This is a genomic window from Sphingomonas sp. MM-1, assembly GCF_000347675.2.
Taxonomy (GTDB): domain Bacteria; phylum Pseudomonadota; class Alphaproteobacteria; order Sphingomonadales; family Sphingomonadaceae; genus Sphingomonas_E; species Sphingomonas_E fennica.
This window is the reverse complement of sequence record NC_020562.1, coordinates 70,256-87,781: the sequence shown is the minus strand read 5'-3', so window position 1 is coordinate 87,781 and position 17,526 is coordinate 70,256. Positions and strand designations below refer to the sequence as shown.

Below are 17,526 nucleotides of genomic sequence, written 5' to 3'. Positions count from 1 at the left end.
CATGACGCTCGAACCCATCCAATATCTGCTGGGGGCCGGATCGGGTTCGCTCGTCGGCTTCACCCTGGGTCTCGTGGGCGGCGGCGGGTCAATCCTCGCCGTCCCCCTCATGGTCTATCTGGTCGGTGTTGCCTCGCCTCATGTCGCTATAGGGACCAGCGCACTCGCGGTCGCCGTCAATGCCGGCGCGAACCTCGTCCCCCATGCCCGCCAGCGCACGATCAAATGGCGCTGCGCGGGCATGTTCGCGGCCGCAGGCGTCGTGGGCGCCTATGCCGGGTCGACGCTCGGCAAGGCGTTTGACGGGCAGAAGCTGCTCTTCCTGTTCGCGCTGCTGATGATCCTCGTCGGCGCGCTGATGTTGAAAAGCCGCGGCGATCCCGGCAATCCCGATGTCCAGTGCGAGCGCGAGAACGCGCCCAAGGTGATCGGCTATGGCGGCGCGACGGGTCTGTTCTCGGGTTTCTTTGGCATCGGCGGCGGTTTCCTGATCGTGCCCGGGCTTATGGCCTCGACAGGGATGCCGATGCGCAATGCGGTCGGCTCGTCGCTGGTTGCCGTCACCGCCTTCGGCCTCACGGCCGCGCTCAACTACGCCTTTTCCGGCCTGGTCGATTGGCTGCTTGCCGCGACGTTCATCGGCGGCGGCGTGATCGGCGGCCTTGTCGGTGCCGCGCTCTCGCAACGGCTCTCTGCCCACAAGGGTGCGCTCAACACGATCTTCGCCCTGCTGATCTTCGTGGTCGCCGCCTATATGCTGTGGCAGAGCGCATCCGCCATCTTGCACGGAATTTGAGCAATCATAATCGGAGGATTATGTCGAACGATGCTGGCAAGGATGCGCGCTCGGCTCCCGCGATATGGATGAGCGGTGCGCTATCCAGCGTCAGCCGCGCATCGGGACAGTGCCGGCGATGCGGCGTGCCTGCCCCAGCATCGGCTTCATCCAGAATCGGCCGGTCACAGATTTTCGTGCGGTGTATGTGTAGCCCGTTTCAACAGAATCGCGAAGGTGCGCCGTTCAATTGGCACGGCCTTCGGCTAATCGTGACCCCGCCCTGGGAATCGCGGCACCGACCGTGATTTTCAATCCTCCTGCCCGCCGCGCGGGACCGCTTTCAGGAAATCGTTGAGGTCCATGGGGAAGGGAAAGACAATCGTCGAGCTGCGCTCGTTGGCGATCACGTTGAGAGTCGAGAGATAGCGAAGCTGCATCGCTTCGGGTTTCAGGCCCAGGATTTCGGCGGCTTCGAGCAGCTTTTGCGCCGCCTGCTGTTCGCCCTCGGCGTTGATGATCTTGGCGCGCCGCTCGCGTTCAGCTTCGGCCTGGCGCGCGATGGCCCGAACCATCGATTCATCGATGTCGACATGCTTGATCTCGACATTGGCGACCTTGATCCCCCAGGCATCGGTCTGCGCGTCGAGGATCTTCTGGATGTCGGCGTTGAGCTTGTCCCGCTCGGCCAGCATATCGTCCAGTTCATGCTTGCCGAGGACCGAGCGCAGCGTGGTCTGGGCCAGTTCGCTGGTCGCCTGCATGAAGTTCTCGACCTGGATCGTCGCCCGCTCGGGGTCGATCACGCGGAAATAGATCACCGCGCTCACCCGGACCGAAACATTGTCGCGTGAGATCACGTCCTGCGTCGGCACGTCGAGCACCACCGTTCTGAGATCCATCCGGACCATCTGCTGGACATAGGGAACAAGCAGGATGAGGCCGGGGCCCTTGACGGCCGTGAAGCGGCCGAGCGTGCCCGGCTGGCCGAAGCCGGGCGCGATCCTGTCAACACACGGCGCGTCACCAATATCGGGACGTTCCGCGCTTATGTGATTGCCTATCTGCGCGCTCATGCCCGGATTGCGCAAGGCATGACGCAACTGGTGCGCCAGCTCCAGCCGACACCGCAAGGCCTGCCGCTGGAAGTCTATTGCTTCACCAGCACCACCGCCTGGGCCGAATATGAAAGCATTCAGGCCGATATCTTCGACCATTTGCTGGCGATCCTGCCCGAGTTCGATTTGCGGCTGTTCCAGGAACCCAGTGGGCTCGATATGTGGAAGTTGCATCCATTATCGAGAAAAACCAACGTCCTGCTCGGAGAGTGAACTATTCCGGATTTTGAATCAATGGGTTGAGCGTCAATGCTGCCACTGCCACCGACCGCTTTCAATTCGCTGATACGGAAGTGATTAAGTGTAGGTGCTTGCAATCGTAGCGGCGTTTGCTTGCAAACAGAGCCTTTTTTTGCTCGGATTATCTGACAACCGGCTCGGCGATCTGCTCGCGCTATCTGCCAATGTGCTCGCCATCATCCTGCGCTGCTCGCAATCATAAAGGTCTGCTCACATCCCCTGCCAGCGAAACAGGGCGTCAGCGCGGCACCCGGATGGAACCTTCCGCGATCCCCTCGGCGACATTGGAGAGCATGACGGCGTAGCGATGCAAACCGGGGAAGCGACCAGCGTTCTTGTCGATTTCACCGCCGTATCCGGCGTCGAGCAACGCCTTGAAGTCGGGCATCACGTCGAACATGCCGCCGAGCAGATCGATATCGGAGGCCCCGGTAAGCAACAGGGCGTTCGCATGGGCGTCGAGACGCTTCATCGTTTCCAGCATTTCGGTCCTGGTCATCGCATCCTGTCCGCTTGCGGGGTTCCATCGCCTAGCACGACGCGCCGGCCCTGTTCGCGAAAACCTTCCTTTCTGACGACCTCGCGGGCGGGCCATGACGACAACGCATTTCTGCGGCCCGCCGCTTGTCAGAACTGTTCTGGAAACCTGCTTCGCAAAAGGGGTGACTGCACGAAAGTGACTTATCTGCACGCTAAGAGCGAACGGACCGGGAACGCTGGGACTTTGTGTTCTTCTCCGTGGCTTCGAGGGCTTTGTAGAGGGCGGTTTTGCCGATCTTGAGGCGCGCGGCGGCCTCGCGAACTGTGAGGCCGGAAGCGATATGTTCGCGCGCCTTGCGGAGCTTGTCAGGTGTGACCACTGGCCGCCGCCCACCGGGGCGACCTCGCTCGCGAGCGGCCTTGAGGCCTGCATGGGTGCGCTCCCGGATCAGATCGCGCTCAAACTGGGCAAGCGAGCCGAAGATGTTGAACACCAGCATCCCGCCCGAAGTGGTGGTGTCGATGTTCTCGGTGAGCGAGCGGAACCCGATACCTCGCGTCGCTAGCTCGCCGACCTTCTCAATCAGATGGCTCATCGAGCGCCCAAGACGGTCGAGTTTCCAAACCACCAGCGTGTCGCCGCTGCGCAGATAGGCGAGCGCCTCGGCCAGGCCGGGCCGATCGGCTTTTGCACCAGATGCGTGATCGTCGAATATCCGGTCGCACCCGGCCGCGTTCAGCGCGTCGAGCTGGAGTGAGAGCTTCTGGTCTGCCGTCGAGACGCGCGCATAGCCGATCAACGCCACATGCAGCCCAATCCTGTCCGTTTTCCCATCATTATCTGATCTTGTCCGAATCGCCGTTATAGGTCCAGAGTTAACGGACATATTCCTGCTGGCCGCCAGAGGACCGTCTGACGGACACGCAAAGCGAAGGAGATGATGCTTGGCGAGACGGCGACTGGTGAGCCTGGAAATCTGGGCGAGGCATTATGGCGCGCCGCTCGATGAGCGCGAGATCGCGCGTCATTATACGCTGACCAGCGACGACCTGGAAATTGTCGGCCGCCGTCGCGGCGATGCCACCCGGCTCGGCTATGCGATGCTCATGCTATATATGAGATGGCCTGGCCGTGCGCTGGAAGCGGGCGAAGTCCCGCCCGCTCCTGTGCTCGCCTATGTGGCGCAGCAACTCGGCGTCGCGCCGGCAGCCTTCGCGGATTATGCCCATCGGGACCAGACCCGTCGCGAGCATCTCGTCGAAATCCGACGATCGCACGGGTTCAGGATTTTTGACCGCAACGCTTTCCGTGAAGTTGTCGCCTTCTCGGTCCCAATCGCGCAGACCATCATACACCCCGGCCAGATGGCAGACGTCATCGTCGATGAACTCCGGCGCCTGCAGATCCTCCTGCCTTCTCCGTCGATTCTCGAAGCGGTGCTGCGGCGGGCGCGCCAGCAAGCCGAACAGCTTACCTATGAAGTGCTCACGAATGGCCTGCTGCCTGACACCCTTCAGGGCCTGGACGATTTGCTGGCCCGACGACCGGGGCAGGTCGCGACATGGCTATCCTGGATGCGCAATGCGCCACAATCGCCGGCAGCGCGCAACATCCTGCGCCTGATCGAACGGCTCGCCTATATCCGCGCGCTGGGCCTCGATCGCGCCCGTGCCGACATGATCCCGGCTTTGACTTTTGACAGGCTGGCGGACGAAGGCAGCCGCATCACACCCCAGCACCTTGGCGAACTCAATGCCCTGCGCCGCCATGCGACGCTGGCGGCAACCGGCATCCGGCTTGAGGAAAGCCTGACCGACGCCACCCTGACGATGTTCGACAAGCTGTTGGGCAGCATGGCGCGGCCTTGTGGAGAGAGCTTTTGGCATTGGGCCCTCGGCGCTGACGGAGGCCAAGACGGTGCGCGAGTTGCAAGGCCACCTCCGGACGCTCACGGGGTCTTGCCGCCTCCTCATCGACGCGCGCAGCAAGGGCGTGGATTCTCTGGCGCAGATCGAGGCGCTGGACTGGCAGCACTTCGCCGTGGCCGTCGAGCAGGCCGAAGTGCTCGGGCGACCGGAAACCGTCGATCGCACCGCCGAATTGATCGAGCGGCATCGGACGGTGAAGCTCTTTGTCGGCGCTTTTCTCAACGCCTTCGAGTTTCGCGGCGCCGGCGCGGTTCAGGGGCTCCTGTCAGCGCTGGCCATCATCGCGGAGCTATATCGGACCGGCAAACGGCGCTTGCCTGATCGCGTGCCGCTACGCTTTGTGCCGCCCGCATGGCGCCCGTTCGTCCTGCGGGATGGCATCGTTGATCGTGCCGCTTATGAACTATGCGCCTTGTCGCAACTACGCGAGCGGTTGCGAGCCGGGGATATATGGGTCGCGGGAAGCCGGCAGTTTCGCGATTTCGACAGCTATCTCATACCGCCGGCGACCTTTGCGGCGCTGCGCGAGAAGGGGCCGTTGCCGCTCGCCATCGAAACGGATTTCGAGCGCCATATCGAGGAACGGCGCACCAGGCTCGACACGGCGATCGAGCAGGTAACGGTCCTTGCACGGCAAGGGGAGCTGCCCCAGGTTAAGCTTGACGAAAACGGTCTCATCATCTCGCCGCTGAAGGCGGCAACACCGCCCGCCACCGAGATTGCCCGTCGCGCCGCCTATGATCGACTGCCGCGCGTGAAGATCACCGATCTTCTGCTGGAGGTCGATGCCTGGACCGGGTTCAGCGAATGCTTCATCCATCGTCGTTCGGGCCGGGAAGCCGACGATCGCAATGCGCTGCTCACGGTCATCCTCGCCGATGGCATCAATCTCGGCCTCACACGCATGGCGGAAACCTGCCGGGGCGCAAGTCTGCGTCAGCTCGCCCATCTTCACGACTGGCACATCAGCGAAGCCGCCTATGGCGAAGCGTTGGGAAGGCTGATCGACGCCCATCGCGCCATGCCGCTCGCCGCGCTGTGGGGAGACGGCACCACTTCGTCGAGCGACGGACAGCAATTTCATGCCGGGGGCCGTGGGGCCGCGATCGGCGACATCAACGCGCGCAGCGGCAACGAACCAGGCGTTGCCTTCTACACCCATGTCTCGGATCGATATGACCCCTTCGCAAGTCGGGTGATCGCGGCGACCGCTGGCGAAGCGCCCTATGTGCTGGATGGCTTGCTGTATCACCAGACCGGCCTGACGATCGAGGAGCACTACACCGATACGGGCGGGGCATCGGACCATGTGTTCGGCCTCATGCCCTTCTTCGGCTACCGCTTCGCGCCGCGCCTGCGCGACATCAAGGAGCGTCGTTTACACCTCCTTCCCGGCCAAGAATCCGGCCCCTTGCTTGCCGGCATGACGGCCGAACCGATCGCATTGGGTCATGTCGCGGCGCATTGGGACGAACTGCTGCGGTTCGCCACGTCGATCCGCACCGGCACCGTCACTGCTTCGGCAATGCTGCGCCGCTTGTCCGCCTATCCGCGACAGAACGGACTGGCCCTCGCACTACGCGAGCTGGGCCGCCTCGAACGCTCCATTTTCATGCTCGACTGGCTGCGCGACATCGACCTGCGCCGGCGCACCCAGGCGGGCCTCAACAAAGGCGAAGCCCGCAACGCGCTCGCCCGCGCGCTCTTCTTCAACCAGCTCGGCGAACTGCGCGATCGTCGGTTCGAGAACCAGACCTATCGCGCCTCCGGCCTCAACCTGCTCGTCGCCGCCATCATCTTGTGGAACACTCGCTATCTCGAAATGGCGCTGGCGGACATCGGCACAGCCGACGAAATCGCACGCCACATCGCGCCATTGGGCTGGGAGCATATCTCGCTGACCGGTGACTATAGCTGGAATGTTGAAGATCAACCCGATCCGGACGCCTTGCGACCGCTGCGCGCCGTCAACTCCCTACTTGCCGCGTGACGTTCGCTATCCGTTCGCCCTTTCCGTGCAGATACGTCACTTTCGTGTAGTCACCCCCAAAAGCGCTTGCCGGCTACGGGTTTGGAGAGCCCATTGGCACGGAGCGTGAGCACAACGCCCCGTTTGCAAGCAGCGCCGGATGATGGCGAGCACACTGGCAGATAATTCGAGCAGGACGCTCCCCGCCAGTGGCAGAAAGCGTGAGCAGGAAATCAGGCTGTTTGCGAGCACACGCCGCTATGATTGCAAGCGCCTACAATTAAGAGCCTCAACTTTCGGCGAAGCCCTGCAAGGCAAACGGGTTGAGGAATTGCCGCCCCCACAGGAGGGCGCGGTCAACCTGAGATAGTCCGGCTTCGTCGCAAACAGCGTCCCAGTTCGCGTGGATCGCGGCAATCTGGTCGTCCATGATCTTCCGCGCACGATCCTGACTCAGCAGGAAGTTCGGCGCGGCTTCGAGGCAGACGGTGAGCTGGCTCAGCCGCTTGCCGCCAACGATCAGCATGGCCTGCGATGCCTCGCCGCCGGTGCGGCCTTGCGGGCAGATGTCATAAGCAGGCGTCAGCGTCAGCGACTTGCCGTCCCAGAACGCGGCATGATTGCGTGCATGATCGTCGGTATTGCCTGAGAGGATGTTGAACACGATCCGGCCAAACAACTCTTCGAGCGTCGCCTTGGGACCGGTGAAGCGATGGCGCACGATCTCCGCCAAGTCCTCATAGCTCGCATAGCGCGCTTCGGTTTCGTCGAGTTCGAGCATGGTCAGCGTCGAGACGATGGCGCGGCGCATCCAGCCCCTTGGGCCTTGTTGCCGGTCGAAGCGCTCGATCAGCAGCACGTCCTTGCCGAGCCCCGTGGTCAGTTCGACATGGGCCACGTCGAGGCCCACCAGCCTGGCCATCCGCATGGCGATGAATTCCGCTTTCACGACATTGTAAAGGTCGTTGCTCGCTGAAAATTTGGCGATGAATTTTCGGGTCTTGGCGTCAATCAGCGCCTTCGGGCGCGCGCCGCCCAGCGACGTGCCGTGTTGGAGCGCCTGATCGAGATCGGGCGAAAGCGAAACGCCCTTTTCCACCCGCTCCGCCGATTGCATCAGCTCTTCGAGCGACGCGTTCTGCCGTGCGCGCGGAACATAGTCGGTCGGCGAGAGCTGGAAATCGAGCGCGCCGACCCGGTCGGAACCGGATTCCAGCAGATAGGTCAGCTCGTCGAGATCGGCGTTTGCGTCGTTGCCCTTCGTGCCGAGCATGCGGTTGATGATGACCCGCCGCCCCCAGGCATCGGGCGAGCCGTCGCGGATGCAGCTTGGCAGCAGCATCCGGTCGTGCGGCGGCTGGATACCGGCCTTGAGCGGAAGCTCGGGATCATAAATCGGAACCGCGTCCTTGCGGGCCAGATAGCTCTGGCCATAATTGAAGGCGAGACGACCGTCCGGCTGGCGGCTCAACAGACCTGCGACCACCGGCTCCACTGCGCCAGGCAGCCATATCCAGACATAGGCCTCGTCATGGCGGCGTTCAGAAGTCATCGCGCACCGCCGTGGTCCTGGGTTTGCGGACCTTCTTGGGAAGCAGGCTGAGTTTTTCGGCCTGCTCCGCCATGCGCGTGGCCAGACGCCCCCTATCCTCTTCGAACAAGGATACGCCGACAATCGTCGCGGCCTCGAACACCGCGCCGATCTCGCAGCGCGGATCGCCGTTTTCGATCCGGCGCAGCATGTCGCGGGAAATGCCGACACGTTCGGCCAGTTCGACCATGCTCAGCTTCCGCTCGATCCGGCCTATCCGGATGAGCTGTCCAAGCGTGGCGATGGCTTCCCGTCCATAGCGGGAATAGGTCCGATCGATGGTCGAGTGTTTTGCGCGCGGCATGGCTGCATCCTTTATATCCAAGGATGCCGAAAATGGGATCAAATGTCAAGAATATGGCTTATATATAAGCCTTATAGGTTTATTTGGTGTTTATATAAGTCATTTCCAAAGCCTATGGTGATATCCGGCACTGAGCTTCCGGCAGGAATTCCAGCGAATATCCGCTGGAAGCCATGGACGCGGGCATCGCCGCCTGGCGTGCGCCAGCACCGCGTTCGGCTGAGGAAATCATCGAACCGGTTTCCGACACGACCTTTCTTCACCTCTTCGGTCACGATGCCCCTTCCCGCTGTCGCTTGTAGACGGTCCTGGCGTGCACCATCTGGGCAATGCTGACGAAGAATGAGGATTACCGGGATCCGGCCTGATCGACAGGCCGACATCAATGCCGGCCCGGCAGCATGCGGCGCAAGGTATCGTCCTTGACGATGTAATGATGGAAGAGAGCGGCAAGAGCATGGAAGCCGATCAGGAAATATCCGATGGTCCCGACGGTCTCGTGCCAATCCTTCACCTGTCCCGCCAAGGTCTTGCTCTGGCCGACAAGAGCCGGCAGTTCGAGGCCAAAGAATGGAATCGGCTTGCCCGACGCGCTCAGAATAACCCAGCCCGCCAAGGGCATCGCCAACATGAACGCATAGAGCGCAAGATGCGTCGCGTTGGCCAGAAGCGCCTGCCATGCTGACGGTTCCGGCGTGACTGGCGGCTTGCGCTGGCTAAGGCGCGCTACCAAGCGGATGATGACCAATGCCAGAACAGCGAGCCCGAGGATGAAATGCCAGGATTTCAGCCCTTCACGCATGTCGGTTCCCTTGGGATAGTTCTCCCGCAGGAGAATGGCCGCATAAACCGCCGAGATCAGCAGCACCATGAGCCAGTGCAGAGTGATCGACAGGGAAGAGAAACGCTGACGGATATCGGTTGTACTCATTGCGAACCTCACATCATCTTTCATGCTGCCGTCGAGACGAGCAAAATGCCTTGATCTTCCTCAAGCACCTTTGCGCCGAAAAACGGGTGGAACCGAAAATGTCGGACCTGCCAATCAGCTGCGCTTGCGTACAAACTCCGCGCGAAGCACCAAACCTTTGATTCCTTCATATCGGCAGTCGATTTCCTGCGGGTCATCGGTAAGTCGGATCGACTTTATCAGCGTCCCGCGCCTCAGAGTCTGGCCCGCGCCCTTGACGACCAGGTCCTTGACCAACGTGACCTGGTCGCCGTCAGCAAGCAGGTTGCCCAAGGCATCGCGGACTTCGACCCGGTCCACTGTGGCGCGCCGTTCCGCGAGTTCGGATGCGGGCATCCATTCACCGGATTCTTCATCGTAGACATATTCATCATTACTCATCGGGTTCTCCATTGCTCAGGAATGTGCGTCAGGCACGGAACAGATCGCGTTCAATCAACCAGGTGCGCATTGTCAGCAATCCAGCCACGATGGCGGCCAACGCAATGGAACGAATGTCGAACGCCATCCACGCGCCGGCGCCTGCAAGCCCGCCCATCAGGAAGGCCAGCCAAAACGATGCATGCAGGCCAAGCTGGCGATGGTTCACGCCATGTCGTCCGCCGGCCAATGCCTCCCCGAACCGGACGATCTGCGTTGAGGGCGACATGGCCTCCCGCAGGTCGGGATCGTCCTTCTCGAACAGGCAATGGGCGGCACCCATCGCCATGGCGAGGAGGATGGCCGGGACGATCGCGACATTCAACCGGAACACAAGATAGGCGCCAGTCAGGGCAACCGTGGTGCAGGCGAGCGTCACCGTGCGCCGGTAATGGCTCGTGCCGTGTGCGACCAGGGTCGCAAGCACGACACCTCCAACGAAACTGGCCACCATGCCTGCGGCAAATTGCGCGATAGCCACGCTACCCGGAAGGTTAACGCCCAGCACCGTGGTGTTGGCCTCAGGCGATGCCAGGAAAACATTACCGAAAGCCAGAAAACCAACGGCATTGATAAAGCCTGCAAGCAGCGCCAGCATGGCGGCCAGTTGCACCAGTGCGCGTTCCGCCCTGCCGATATCCAGCGAACTGCGACGTCTGCGTATCCGGCCGGGTTCGCTCATGGCTTGCCTCTCATGCCTCACCGGCCGGCCATCGCTCGATCACGAGCGCGATCCCCTGTCCGCCGCCAATGCACATGGTCACAAGCCCATAGCGGCCGCCAATGCGCTCGAGTTCATAAAGCGCCTTGATGGTGATGATGGCGCCGGTTGCGCCGACCGGGTGCCCAAGTCCAATGCCACTGCCATTGGGATTGACCTTTTCGGGTGGCAAATCGAGTAATTTGGCCACCGCGCAAGCCTGTGCGGCAAAAGCCTCGTTCGCTTCGATCACGTCGATATCGTCAAGTGACAAGCCGGCCCGCTTGAGGGCGATGGGCACGGCTTCGACCGGCCCCAGCCCCATGACCTCGGGGGCGACACCGGCATGCCCCCAACTGACCACCCGGGCGCGGGGTGTCAGTCCACAGGTCTCGGCAGTGGCGGCGGAGGCCAGCACCAGGGCCGCGCCAGCGTCGTTGATCCCGCTGGCGTTGCCCGCTGTCACGGTCCCGCCGTCCTTGCGGAAGATGGGTTGGAGCACGCCGAGCGCTTCACTGGAAACGTCGGCGCGCACATGCTCGTCGACTTCGAACATATGGGCGCCGCCCCGGCCCTTGATCTCCACGGGGACGATCTGCTCGCGAAAGCGGCCTTCCTGCTGGGCTCTTGCCGCCCGGCGATGGCTTTCGGCCGCCAGTGCGTCCTGCTCGGCCCGGGTGATGCCATGACGCTCGGCAACGTTTTCGGCAGTAACCCCCATGTGGCCTGCGCCGAAGGGATCGCTTAGTGTCGCGTTCATCGCATCGATCATCATTTCATCGCCCATCCTGCGACCCCAGCGCAGACCTTTGAGGACGTGTGGCGATTGGCTCATGCTCTCGACACCGCCGGCAACGGCGATGCTGCACTCGCCCAAGGCGATCATCTGGGCGGCAGAAACAATGGCCTGAACGCTCGATCCGCACAGACGGTTCAGGGTGAGCGCCGGGGTTCGATCAGGAATCCCCGCTGCAATCGCGGCAATCCGGGAGACATAGGCATCGCGCGGCTCGCTCTGGATAACCTGGCCAAGGACCACATGCTCCACATCGCCAGGTTCGATTCCGGCCCGCTTGATGGCTTCGGCAATGACGACGCGCCCGAGCTCCCATGGCGCGACATCCTTGAGGCTTCCCCCAAAATCGCCGATCGCGGTGCGGACACCCGACAAGATCACGACGTCGTTCAAGCATTCCTCCATTCAACAATAGGCTCGTCCGAACCGGACAAGAGCGTGCCGATCAGTGCAGTTGAGCTTCGGGGGCCTCGAGCAAGCCAACCGCCAGCGCCTGTGCACTGGCGAAGTCTGTTGCGTAGAAGACCTTGCCCGAACCGCTCCCGAGATGAACCCGCTCGAGCATCGAGCGCGGTTGCGCCTGGACGCCGGACAGCACGACTGTTGCGCCAGCGACATGCGCCTGCTCAACGAACTCCTCGAGCGCCTGAACACCGCTGGCATCGAGCAATGGAACGAGCCGCATGCGCAGAATGATGACTTTGGGGGACTGTCCGACGCGGCGCAGCGTATCAAGCAGTTCGCCCGCGACGCCGAAGAAGAACGGTCCGGTTATGCGGAATACCTCGACGCCTTGCGGCAAGGCGTCGCGCTGGTGAATGTCTTCGGAATCGAGATCGGTATCCTGTCTGCCGCTGCTGTCGACTTCGACGGTCTCGCTCATGCGGGCCATGAACAGGAGCGACGCCAGGGTCACGCCGACGCCGATCGCGACCGTGAGATCGACGAGCACTGTCAGGCCGAAGGTCAGAAGCAGGACGGCCCGGTCACTGTTGGGCATACGCAGCAAGGCGATGAACCGTTCATATTCACTCATCCCCCAGGCGACCATGAACAGGATCGCGGCAAGCGCGGCCATGGGTACGAACGCCATGAGCCTGGTGGCGAACAGGATGAACAGGAGCAGGAAGATCGCGTGCATGATCCCGGCGACCGGGGTTTTGGCCCCGGAGCGGATGTTGGTGGCGGTGCGGGCGATCGCGCCAGTTGCGGGCAGGCCGCCGAACAGAGCTGATCCGATATTGGCCACGCCCTGGCCAATCAGTTCCTGGTTTGAACGATGTCGTGTCCCGATCATGCCATCGGCGACGACGGCTGAGAGCAGGGCTTCGATGCCGGCCAGAAATGCAATGGTGAATGCCGACGGCAACACGGCATTGACCTTGGCGAGGGAAATCTCCGGGAAGGAGGGCATGGGCAGGCCGGCGGGAATATCGGGAAAACGAGAACCGATCGTATCGACCGGGAGCTTGAGCACAGCCACCGCGACCGAACTCACGACGACGGCGATCAGGAATCCGGGCAGCTTGGGTGCGAGTTTGCGCAGCGCGATGATGATTGTGAGTGCGAAGATGCCAATGCCCAGTGTGGGCCAGCTGGTGCTCGACATGGCTGCCAGATAGGCCTGCCATTTCGGGAGGAACTCGGCAGGAACCTCAGCCATCGAAAGCCCGAGGAAATCCTTCACCTGGCTCGAGGCGATGATAACGGCAATCCCCGCCGTAAACCCGGTTACGACCGGGTGAGGGATGAACTTGATCATCTGCCCGAGGCGAAACACCCCGGCCGCAATAAGGATCAGGCCGGCCAGGAGCGTCGCTATCAGCAGGCCATCATAACCGTGCCGGGCAATGACATTGAAAATGACGACAACAAAGGCCCCGGTCGGCCCGCCGATCTGAACCCGCGATCCACCAAGGGCTGAAATCAGGAACCCTGCCACCACCGCCGTGACAAGCCCCTTGTCGGGCGAAGCCCCGCTGGCGATACCCAGCGCCATGGCCAGCGGCAGCGCGACAATTGCGACCGTCAGCCCCGCGATCGCGTCAGCCCGGAAGGTGCGGGCATCATAGCCTTCGCGCAATGCCGTGATGAGCTTGGGCGTGAAGGCTGCTTTTGCGTTCACCGGACCGGTTCCCCGCTCGCCGCCTTGTCATAGAGAATCGACTGCCCCCGGCCGCCCGGCTTTCCCGATGTCGTTTCGCGCAGGCGCACCCCGCGGCCTACGCCCGTACTGGGGGCATTCTCGCCAAGCAGCTCGATGCCGGCACACTCAAGCGCGGTGATCACCTTGACCAGTGTGTCGACAACACCGCGCACCTGGCCATCAGATGATTCCATGCGCTGGATGGTCGGCAAGGACAGCCCGGCAAGTGCTGCGAGCTGGCGCTGGTCAATCCCCAGAAGGGCGCGCGCGGCCCGCATTTGCTGCGATGTGATCATGAAGGCTCCATGATGTTTAATACATCAAATATGAGTCTTATCAATTTAGAATGAGGTTGTATATATGTCTTATGCCAATCATTGGATCAGTTCCTGCGAAGGAAGGCCCCGCTGGCGACGTGAGCGGGGACCGTTCAAGCGTCAGTGGGATCAAGGCACGTTTTCGACGGCTTTCCCGCAATCCCCGAGGTTTTCGGGTCGTAATGGCCTTTCGTCACACTGATGGAGGGCTGTGCCAGGCAAAAGACCAAGCCGATCGCAGCTTCCGGGCTGCTGACCGAGATCGCGCATGTCATGGATCATGGCGGCGCCAACGCCCCGAATGCAGCATCGGGCCGGGAACGGGGTGCCCGTTGTGACTGAAGGCGCGAACCGGACGCGCCGGGCGCGCTTCGATGTGCAGGAGGATCCCGCCAAGGCGGACCCCGTGCCTGACAGCCAGTTCGCGACCGGCGTCGCCCCGCACCTTGCCCGCGTCCGGCGTCCCAAGCTCTCGCTTCGCTACGCCCCTCAAGGGCGCGCGAGCGACCATTGACGCAACCGTGTTGCTCGCACTTTTGACCTGAGAAAGACCGTTGTCCCTATGACCTCGAAGACTCTCCCGAACATCACCCTGAAACCTGGCGGCCGGCTGCATGAGAGCCTTGATACGCCGCATCTGGTTGAACTCGCCCTGAGACGGGGCGAAGGCCGGATGTCGGAACATGGCGCACTGGTCGTCGAAACCGGCAAGCACACCGGCCGCTCAGCCCAGGACAAGTTCATCGTCCGCGACGTTCTGACCAAGGACGACGTCTGGTGGGGCCCTTCGAACAAGCCGATGAACGGCGCGGCATTCGAGAGCCTGCACGCGGACTTCCTCGAGCACGTTGCCACGCTGGACGATGTATTTGTGCAGGATCTGTTCGGCGGGTCGCAAGCTGAGCACCGGGTCGGCGTTCGCATCATCACCGAGCTCGCCTGGCATTCGAGCTTCGTGCGCACCATGCTGGTGCGTCCGACCGCTGACGAGCTCAGGCACTTTAGCGCCGACTACACGATCATCGACCTGCCGAGTTTCAAGGCCGATCCCGAACGGCATGGCTGCCGTTCCGAGACCGTGATCGCCATTGATTTCATGCAGCGCCTGATCCTGATCGGCGGCACCGGTTACGCCGGCGAGATGAAGAAGGCGGTCTTCACCATCCTCAACTTTGTCCTGCCCCAGCTAGGGGTGATGCCGATGCATTGTTCGGCCAACATCGGTCCTGAAGGAGATACCGCGATCTTTTTCGGCCTGTCGGGCACGGGCAAGACCACGCTTTCGGCGGATGCGTCCCGCACCCTGATCGGCGACGATGAGCATGGCTGGTCGGATACGGCCATATTCAACTTCGAGGGCGGTTGTTACGCCAAGATGATCCGTCTGTCGGCGGAAGCCGAGCCGGAAATCCATGCGACGACGCGGCGCTTTGGCACCATCCTCGAAAACGTGGTGATGCATCCCGAGACCCGCGCGCTCGATCTCGGCGATGCGAGCCTGGCCGAGAACAGCCGGGGCGCGTACCCGATCCACTTCATTCCCAATGCGTCCCGCGACAACATGGGGCCGGTGCCCAAGAACGTGATCATGTTGACGGCCGATGCCTTCGGTGTGCTTCCTCCAATTGCGAAACTCACGCCCGAGCAGGCGATGTATCACTTCCTTTCGGGCTATACGGCCAAGGTCGCGGGAACCGAACTGGGCGTCACCGAGCCTGAAGCGACCTTCTCGACCTGTTTCGGTGCACCGTTCATGCCGCGCCATCCGAGCATCTACGGCAATCTGCTGCGCAGGCGGATCGCAGCAGGAGGCGTGGATTGCTGGCTGGTCAACACCGGCTGGACCGGGGGACAATATGGAACGGGTACGCGGATGCCGATCAAGGTTACGCGCGCACTGCTCAATGCAGCGCTTTCCGGGACGCTGAAGGACGCGCAATTCCGCACCGACCCCAACTTCGGCTTTGCAGTTCCCGTCGCTGTCGAGGGTGTGGACTCGAGCATTCTCGATCCACGTTCAACCTGGGCGGATGGTGCCGCCTATGACAGCACTGCCCGTTCCCTGGTCGACCGTTTCAAGCGCAACTTCACGCAGTTCGTCGCCCATGTCGACGAAAGCATCCGTGCAGCCGCCCCTCCCGGACTATTCGATGCCTGATCTCATCCGGTTTCCTTTTGACAAGTTACACGAGATGCCAAAGCCCATGCCCGCTCATGAACCGGGATCGGTAACCGGGAACCCTGCCTTGCCTGCCACTGGTTGGGCATCGATCCTGCGCGGCCTGCGCGGACGATGCCCCCGGTGCGGCGAGGCGCGCCTGTTCATGCGGTTCCTGAAACCGATCCCGCATTGTCCGCATTGCGGCCAGGACTGGAGGCACCAGCAAGCAGACGATTTTCCGGCTTACGTTTCGATCTTCGTGACAGGCCATCTGATGGCGCCGCTCATCATCACCCTGGTTCGTGATGCACAAATGTCTGGGCTGCCCGCGATGACTGGTCCGGTTGCATAGTTAGTTGAAGATCGCCTCCGATGCCAGCCTGGGCGGGAGGCGGAGCGCAGCGGAGCCGAGCGGCCAGGCTGGCATCTTGATCGTTTCCGGAGCCGGTGGGCGGTACCCAAGGCTGCTATGAGGCCGGACGCGATTGTAGTGCTCCCGCCACCAGCCGGTGACGCAACGGACTTCCTCGAGGCTGTAGAAGATTTCGCCGTTGAGCAGTTCGTCCCGCAGGCGGGCATTGAAGCTCTCGATATAGCCATTCTCCCACGGACTGCCGGGCTCGATATAGAGGGTCGTGACGCCAAGCCGGCCGAGCCATTCGCGCACCGCATGGGCGACGAACTCGGGGCCGTTATCGGACCTGATATACTCGGGCGGGCCATGTTCGATGAACAGATCGGCGAGCACGTCGATGACATCGTTCGAACGGAACCGCCGCAGCGGCACCATTGCCAGGCACTCGCGACTGTATTCGTCGATGATGTTGAGCATCCGGAACTTCCTTCCGTTGTGCGTCTGATCCTCGACGAAGTCATAGGACCACACATGCCCGCGATGAAACGGGCGCAGCCGGATGCACGACCCGTCACCAAGCCAGAGCCGGCGCCGCTTCGGTTGTTTCTTCGGCACCTTTAAACCCTCCCGCCGCCAGATGCGCTCGACCACCGACAGGCTGACCTGCCAGCCAGCATGTCCGAGCAGCGCATGGATACGGCGATAGCCGTAACGGCCATAATCCTTCGCCAGCACGATGATGTCGGCCGTCAGGCGCCGTTCGTCGGCATCATCCTTCGGGGGATGTCGCTGCGTCGAGCGATGCTGGCCGAGTACGCGGCAGGTCCGTCGTTCCGATACCGGCAACGCACGACGGACCTGCTCGATCGCTTCGCGGCGGCGGGAGGGGCTTAAAAAGTCAGCTTCGACGCCTCTTGCAGGATCGCCTTGTCCAACGCGAGGTCCGCGACAAGCCGCTTCAACCGCGCGTTCTCTCGCTCCAAATCCTTCATCCGCCGCGCCTGATCGACCTTCAAGCCGCCATATTCCTTGCGCCACCGATACAGCGTCTGCTCCGATATCCCGATCTGCCGGCAAGCCTCGATCGCTGTCGATCCCCGCCCGACCAGCACATCCGCCTCACGCAGCTTCGCGATGATCTGTTCCGGCGTAAAACGTTGACGTCCCATAACTTTCTCCAATTCTCTCGCCACAATGGGCTCTCTCTAGAATTGGACCAGTTTTTCCAAGGCAGACCAATGGCGTCACAATGGGA

General features: G+C 62.1%; 16 protein-coding genes and 1 pseudogene. 5 read left to right on the top strand and 12 right to left on the bottom strand.

Features of this window, described 5'->3' with window-relative positions; translation table 11 throughout:
• The first annotated feature begins 1 nt into the window (after nt 1).
• Nucleotides 2-796 (top strand): sulfite exporter TauE/SafE family protein, encoded by a 795-nt coding sequence (locus G432_RS20910; RefSeq protein WP_015460550.1) that lies wholly within the window; start codon nt 2-4, stop codon nt 794-796.
• A 290-nt stretch (nt 797-1,086) separates the two neighbouring features.
• Here the strand turns inward: G432_RS20910 and G432_RS20905 are convergent, their stop codons facing one another.
• The 3 genes from G432_RS20905 to G432_RS20890 form a co-directional block, all read right to left on the bottom strand.
• On the bottom strand, nt 1,087-1,851 hold the full coding sequence (locus G432_RS20905) for a slipin family protein (protein WP_015460549.1): 765 nt from the start codon (nt 1,849-1,851) through the stop codon (nt 1,087-1,089).
• A 520-nt stretch (nt 1,852-2,371) separates the two neighbouring features.
• Nucleotides 2,372-2,605 carry an arylsulfatase regulator gene (locus tag G432_RS20895; RefSeq protein ID WP_236626754.1) on the bottom strand — a complete coding sequence of 78 codons (234 nt, stop codon included), beginning with the start codon at nt 2,603-2,605 and terminating at the stop codon, nt 2,372-2,374.
• Between the two features lie 220 nt (nt 2,606-2,825).
• Nucleotides 2,826-3,419 carry a recombinase family protein gene (locus G432_RS20890; protein ID WP_013039114.1) on the bottom strand — a complete coding sequence of 198 codons (594 nt, stop codon included), beginning with the start codon at nt 3,417-3,419 and terminating at the stop codon, nt 2,826-2,828.
• 139 nt (nt 3,420-3,558) lie between these two features.
• On the opposite strand from G432_RS20890, the pseudogene G432_RS20885 reads away from it, so the two are divergent.
• A pseudogene (locus tag G432_RS20885) lies at nt 3,559-6,532 on the top strand (Tn3 family transposase).
• Nucleotides 6,533-6,800: 268 nt separating this feature from the next.
• On the opposite strand, the gene G432_RS20880 reads toward G432_RS20885, so the two are convergent.
• The 8 genes from G432_RS20880 to G432_RS20845 form a co-directional block, all read right to left on the bottom strand.
• Nucleotides 6,801-8,063: a type II toxin-antitoxin system HipA family toxin gene (locus tag G432_RS20880; protein WP_015460547.1), complete on the bottom strand. Its 1,263-nt coding sequence runs from the start codon at nt 8,061-8,063 to the stop codon at nt 6,801-6,803.
• The gene (locus tag G432_RS20875) at nt 8,053-8,292 is read right to left on the bottom strand and encodes an XRE family transcriptional regulator (protein WP_443024296.1); all 240 of its coding nucleotides are present in this window, start codon (nt 8,290-8,292) and stop codon (nt 8,053-8,055) included. Before G432_RS20875 ends, G432_RS20880 begins: the two co-directional genes overlap by 11 nt.
• A 496-nt stretch (nt 8,293-8,788) precedes the next feature.
• A complete protein-coding gene (locus G432_RS20870) occupies nt 8,789-9,337 on the bottom strand; it encodes a cytochrome b (RefSeq protein WP_015460545.1) in 549 nt (182 codons plus the stop codon).
• 114 nt (nt 9,338-9,451) lie between these two features.
• Entirely contained in the window at nt 9,452-9,757 is a 306-nt protein-coding gene (locus G432_RS20865) for an alkylphosphonate utilization protein (protein WP_015460544.1), read from the bottom strand.
• 28 nt (nt 9,758-9,785) lie between these two features.
• Nucleotides 9,786-10,478 carry a YoaK family protein gene (locus G432_RS22230; RefSeq protein WP_015460543.1) on the bottom strand — a complete coding sequence of 231 codons (693 nt, stop codon included), beginning with the start codon at nt 10,476-10,478 and terminating at the stop codon, nt 9,786-9,788.
• Nucleotides 10,479-10,488: 10 nt separating this feature from the next.
• Nucleotides 10,489-11,685, bottom strand: coding sequence for a beta-ketothiolase BktB (gene bktB, locus G432_RS20855; RefSeq protein WP_015460542.1), 1,197 nt, complete (start codon nt 11,683-11,685; stop codon nt 10,489-10,491).
• 52 nt (nt 11,686-11,737) lie between these two features.
• The gene (locus G432_RS20850) at nt 11,738-13,417 is read right to left on the bottom strand and encodes a SulP family inorganic anion transporter (protein ID WP_015460541.1); all 1,680 of its coding nucleotides are present in this window, start codon (nt 13,415-13,417) and stop codon (nt 11,738-11,740) included.
• Entirely contained in the window at nt 13,414-13,734 is a 321-nt protein-coding gene (locus G432_RS20845; RefSeq protein ID WP_015460540.1) for a helix-turn-helix domain-containing protein, read from the bottom strand. Before G432_RS20845 ends, G432_RS20850 begins: the two co-directional genes overlap by 4 nt.
• A gap of 355 nt (nt 13,735-14,089) precedes the next feature.
• Between G432_RS20845 and G432_RS20840 the strand changes: the two genes are divergently transcribed.
• The 3 genes from G432_RS20840 to G432_RS22880 are packed head-to-tail and all read left to right on the top strand — an operon-like array spanning nt 14,090 to nt 16,268.
• Nucleotides 14,090-14,269 carry a hypothetical protein gene (locus tag G432_RS20840; RefSeq protein ID WP_144062198.1) on the top strand — a complete coding sequence of 60 codons (180 nt, stop codon included), beginning with the start codon at nt 14,090-14,092 and terminating at the stop codon, nt 14,267-14,269.
• A 27-nt stretch (nt 14,270-14,296) separates the two neighbouring features.
• The gene (locus tag G432_RS20835) at nt 14,297-15,913 is read left to right on the top strand and encodes a phosphoenolpyruvate carboxykinase (RefSeq protein WP_374046587.1); all 1,617 of its coding nucleotides are present in this window, start codon (nt 14,297-14,299) and stop codon (nt 15,911-15,913) included.
• Complete coding sequence (locus G432_RS22880) at nt 15,906-16,268, top strand: DUF983 domain-containing protein (protein ID WP_236626955.1); 363 nt, start codon at nt 15,906-15,908, stop codon at nt 16,266-16,268. Before G432_RS20835 ends, G432_RS22880 begins: the two co-directional genes overlap by 8 nt.
• Here the strand turns inward: G432_RS22880 and G432_RS20830 are convergent.
• Nucleotides 16,269-17,440 (bottom strand): IS3 family transposase gene (locus G432_RS20830; protein WP_144062197.1). Its coding sequence is split into 2 segments (ribosomal slippage): nt 16,269-17,173 and nt 17,173-17,440, totalling 1,173 coding nucleotides; the frame shifts between segments, so codons are not numbered across the junction.
• Nucleotides 17,441-17,526 lie beyond the last annotated feature (86 nt).

Coding starts and splice junctions, on each gene's coding strand:
- G432_RS20910 (WP_015460550.1), top strand. CDS start 2: ATGACGCTCGAACCCATCCAATATCTGCTGGGGGCCGGATCGGGTTCG.
- G432_RS20905 (WP_015460549.1), bottom strand. CDS start 1,851: ATGAGCGCGCAGATAGGCAATCACATAAGCGCGGAACGTCCCGATATT.
- G432_RS20895 (WP_236626754.1), bottom strand. CDS start 2,605: ATGAAGCGTCTCGACGCCCATGCGAACGCCCTGTTGCTTACCGGGGCC.
- G432_RS20880 (WP_015460547.1), bottom strand. CDS start 8,063: ATGACTTCTGAACGCCGCCATGACGAGGCCTATGTCTGGATATGGCTG.
- G432_RS20875 (WP_443024296.1), bottom strand. CDS start 8,292: ATGGTCGAACTGGCCGAACGTGTCGGCATTTCCCGCGACATGCTGCGC.
- G432_RS20870 (WP_015460545.1), bottom strand. CDS start 9,337: ATGAGTACAACCGATATCCGTCAGCGTTTCTCTTCCCTGTCGATCACT.
- G432_RS20865 (WP_015460544.1), bottom strand. CDS start 9,757: ATGAGTAATGATGAATATGTCTACGATGAAGAATCCGGTGAATGGATG.
- G432_RS22230 (WP_015460543.1), bottom strand. CDS start 10,478: ATGAGCGAACCCGGCCGGATACGCAGACGTCGCAGTTCGCTGGATATC.
- G432_RS20845 (WP_015460540.1), bottom strand. CDS start 13,734: ATGATCACATCGCAGCAAATGCGGGCCGCGCGCGCCCTTCTGGGGATT.
- G432_RS22880 (WP_236626955.1), top strand. CDS start 15,906: ATGCCTGATCTCATCCGGTTTCCTTTTGACAAGTTACACGAGATGCCA.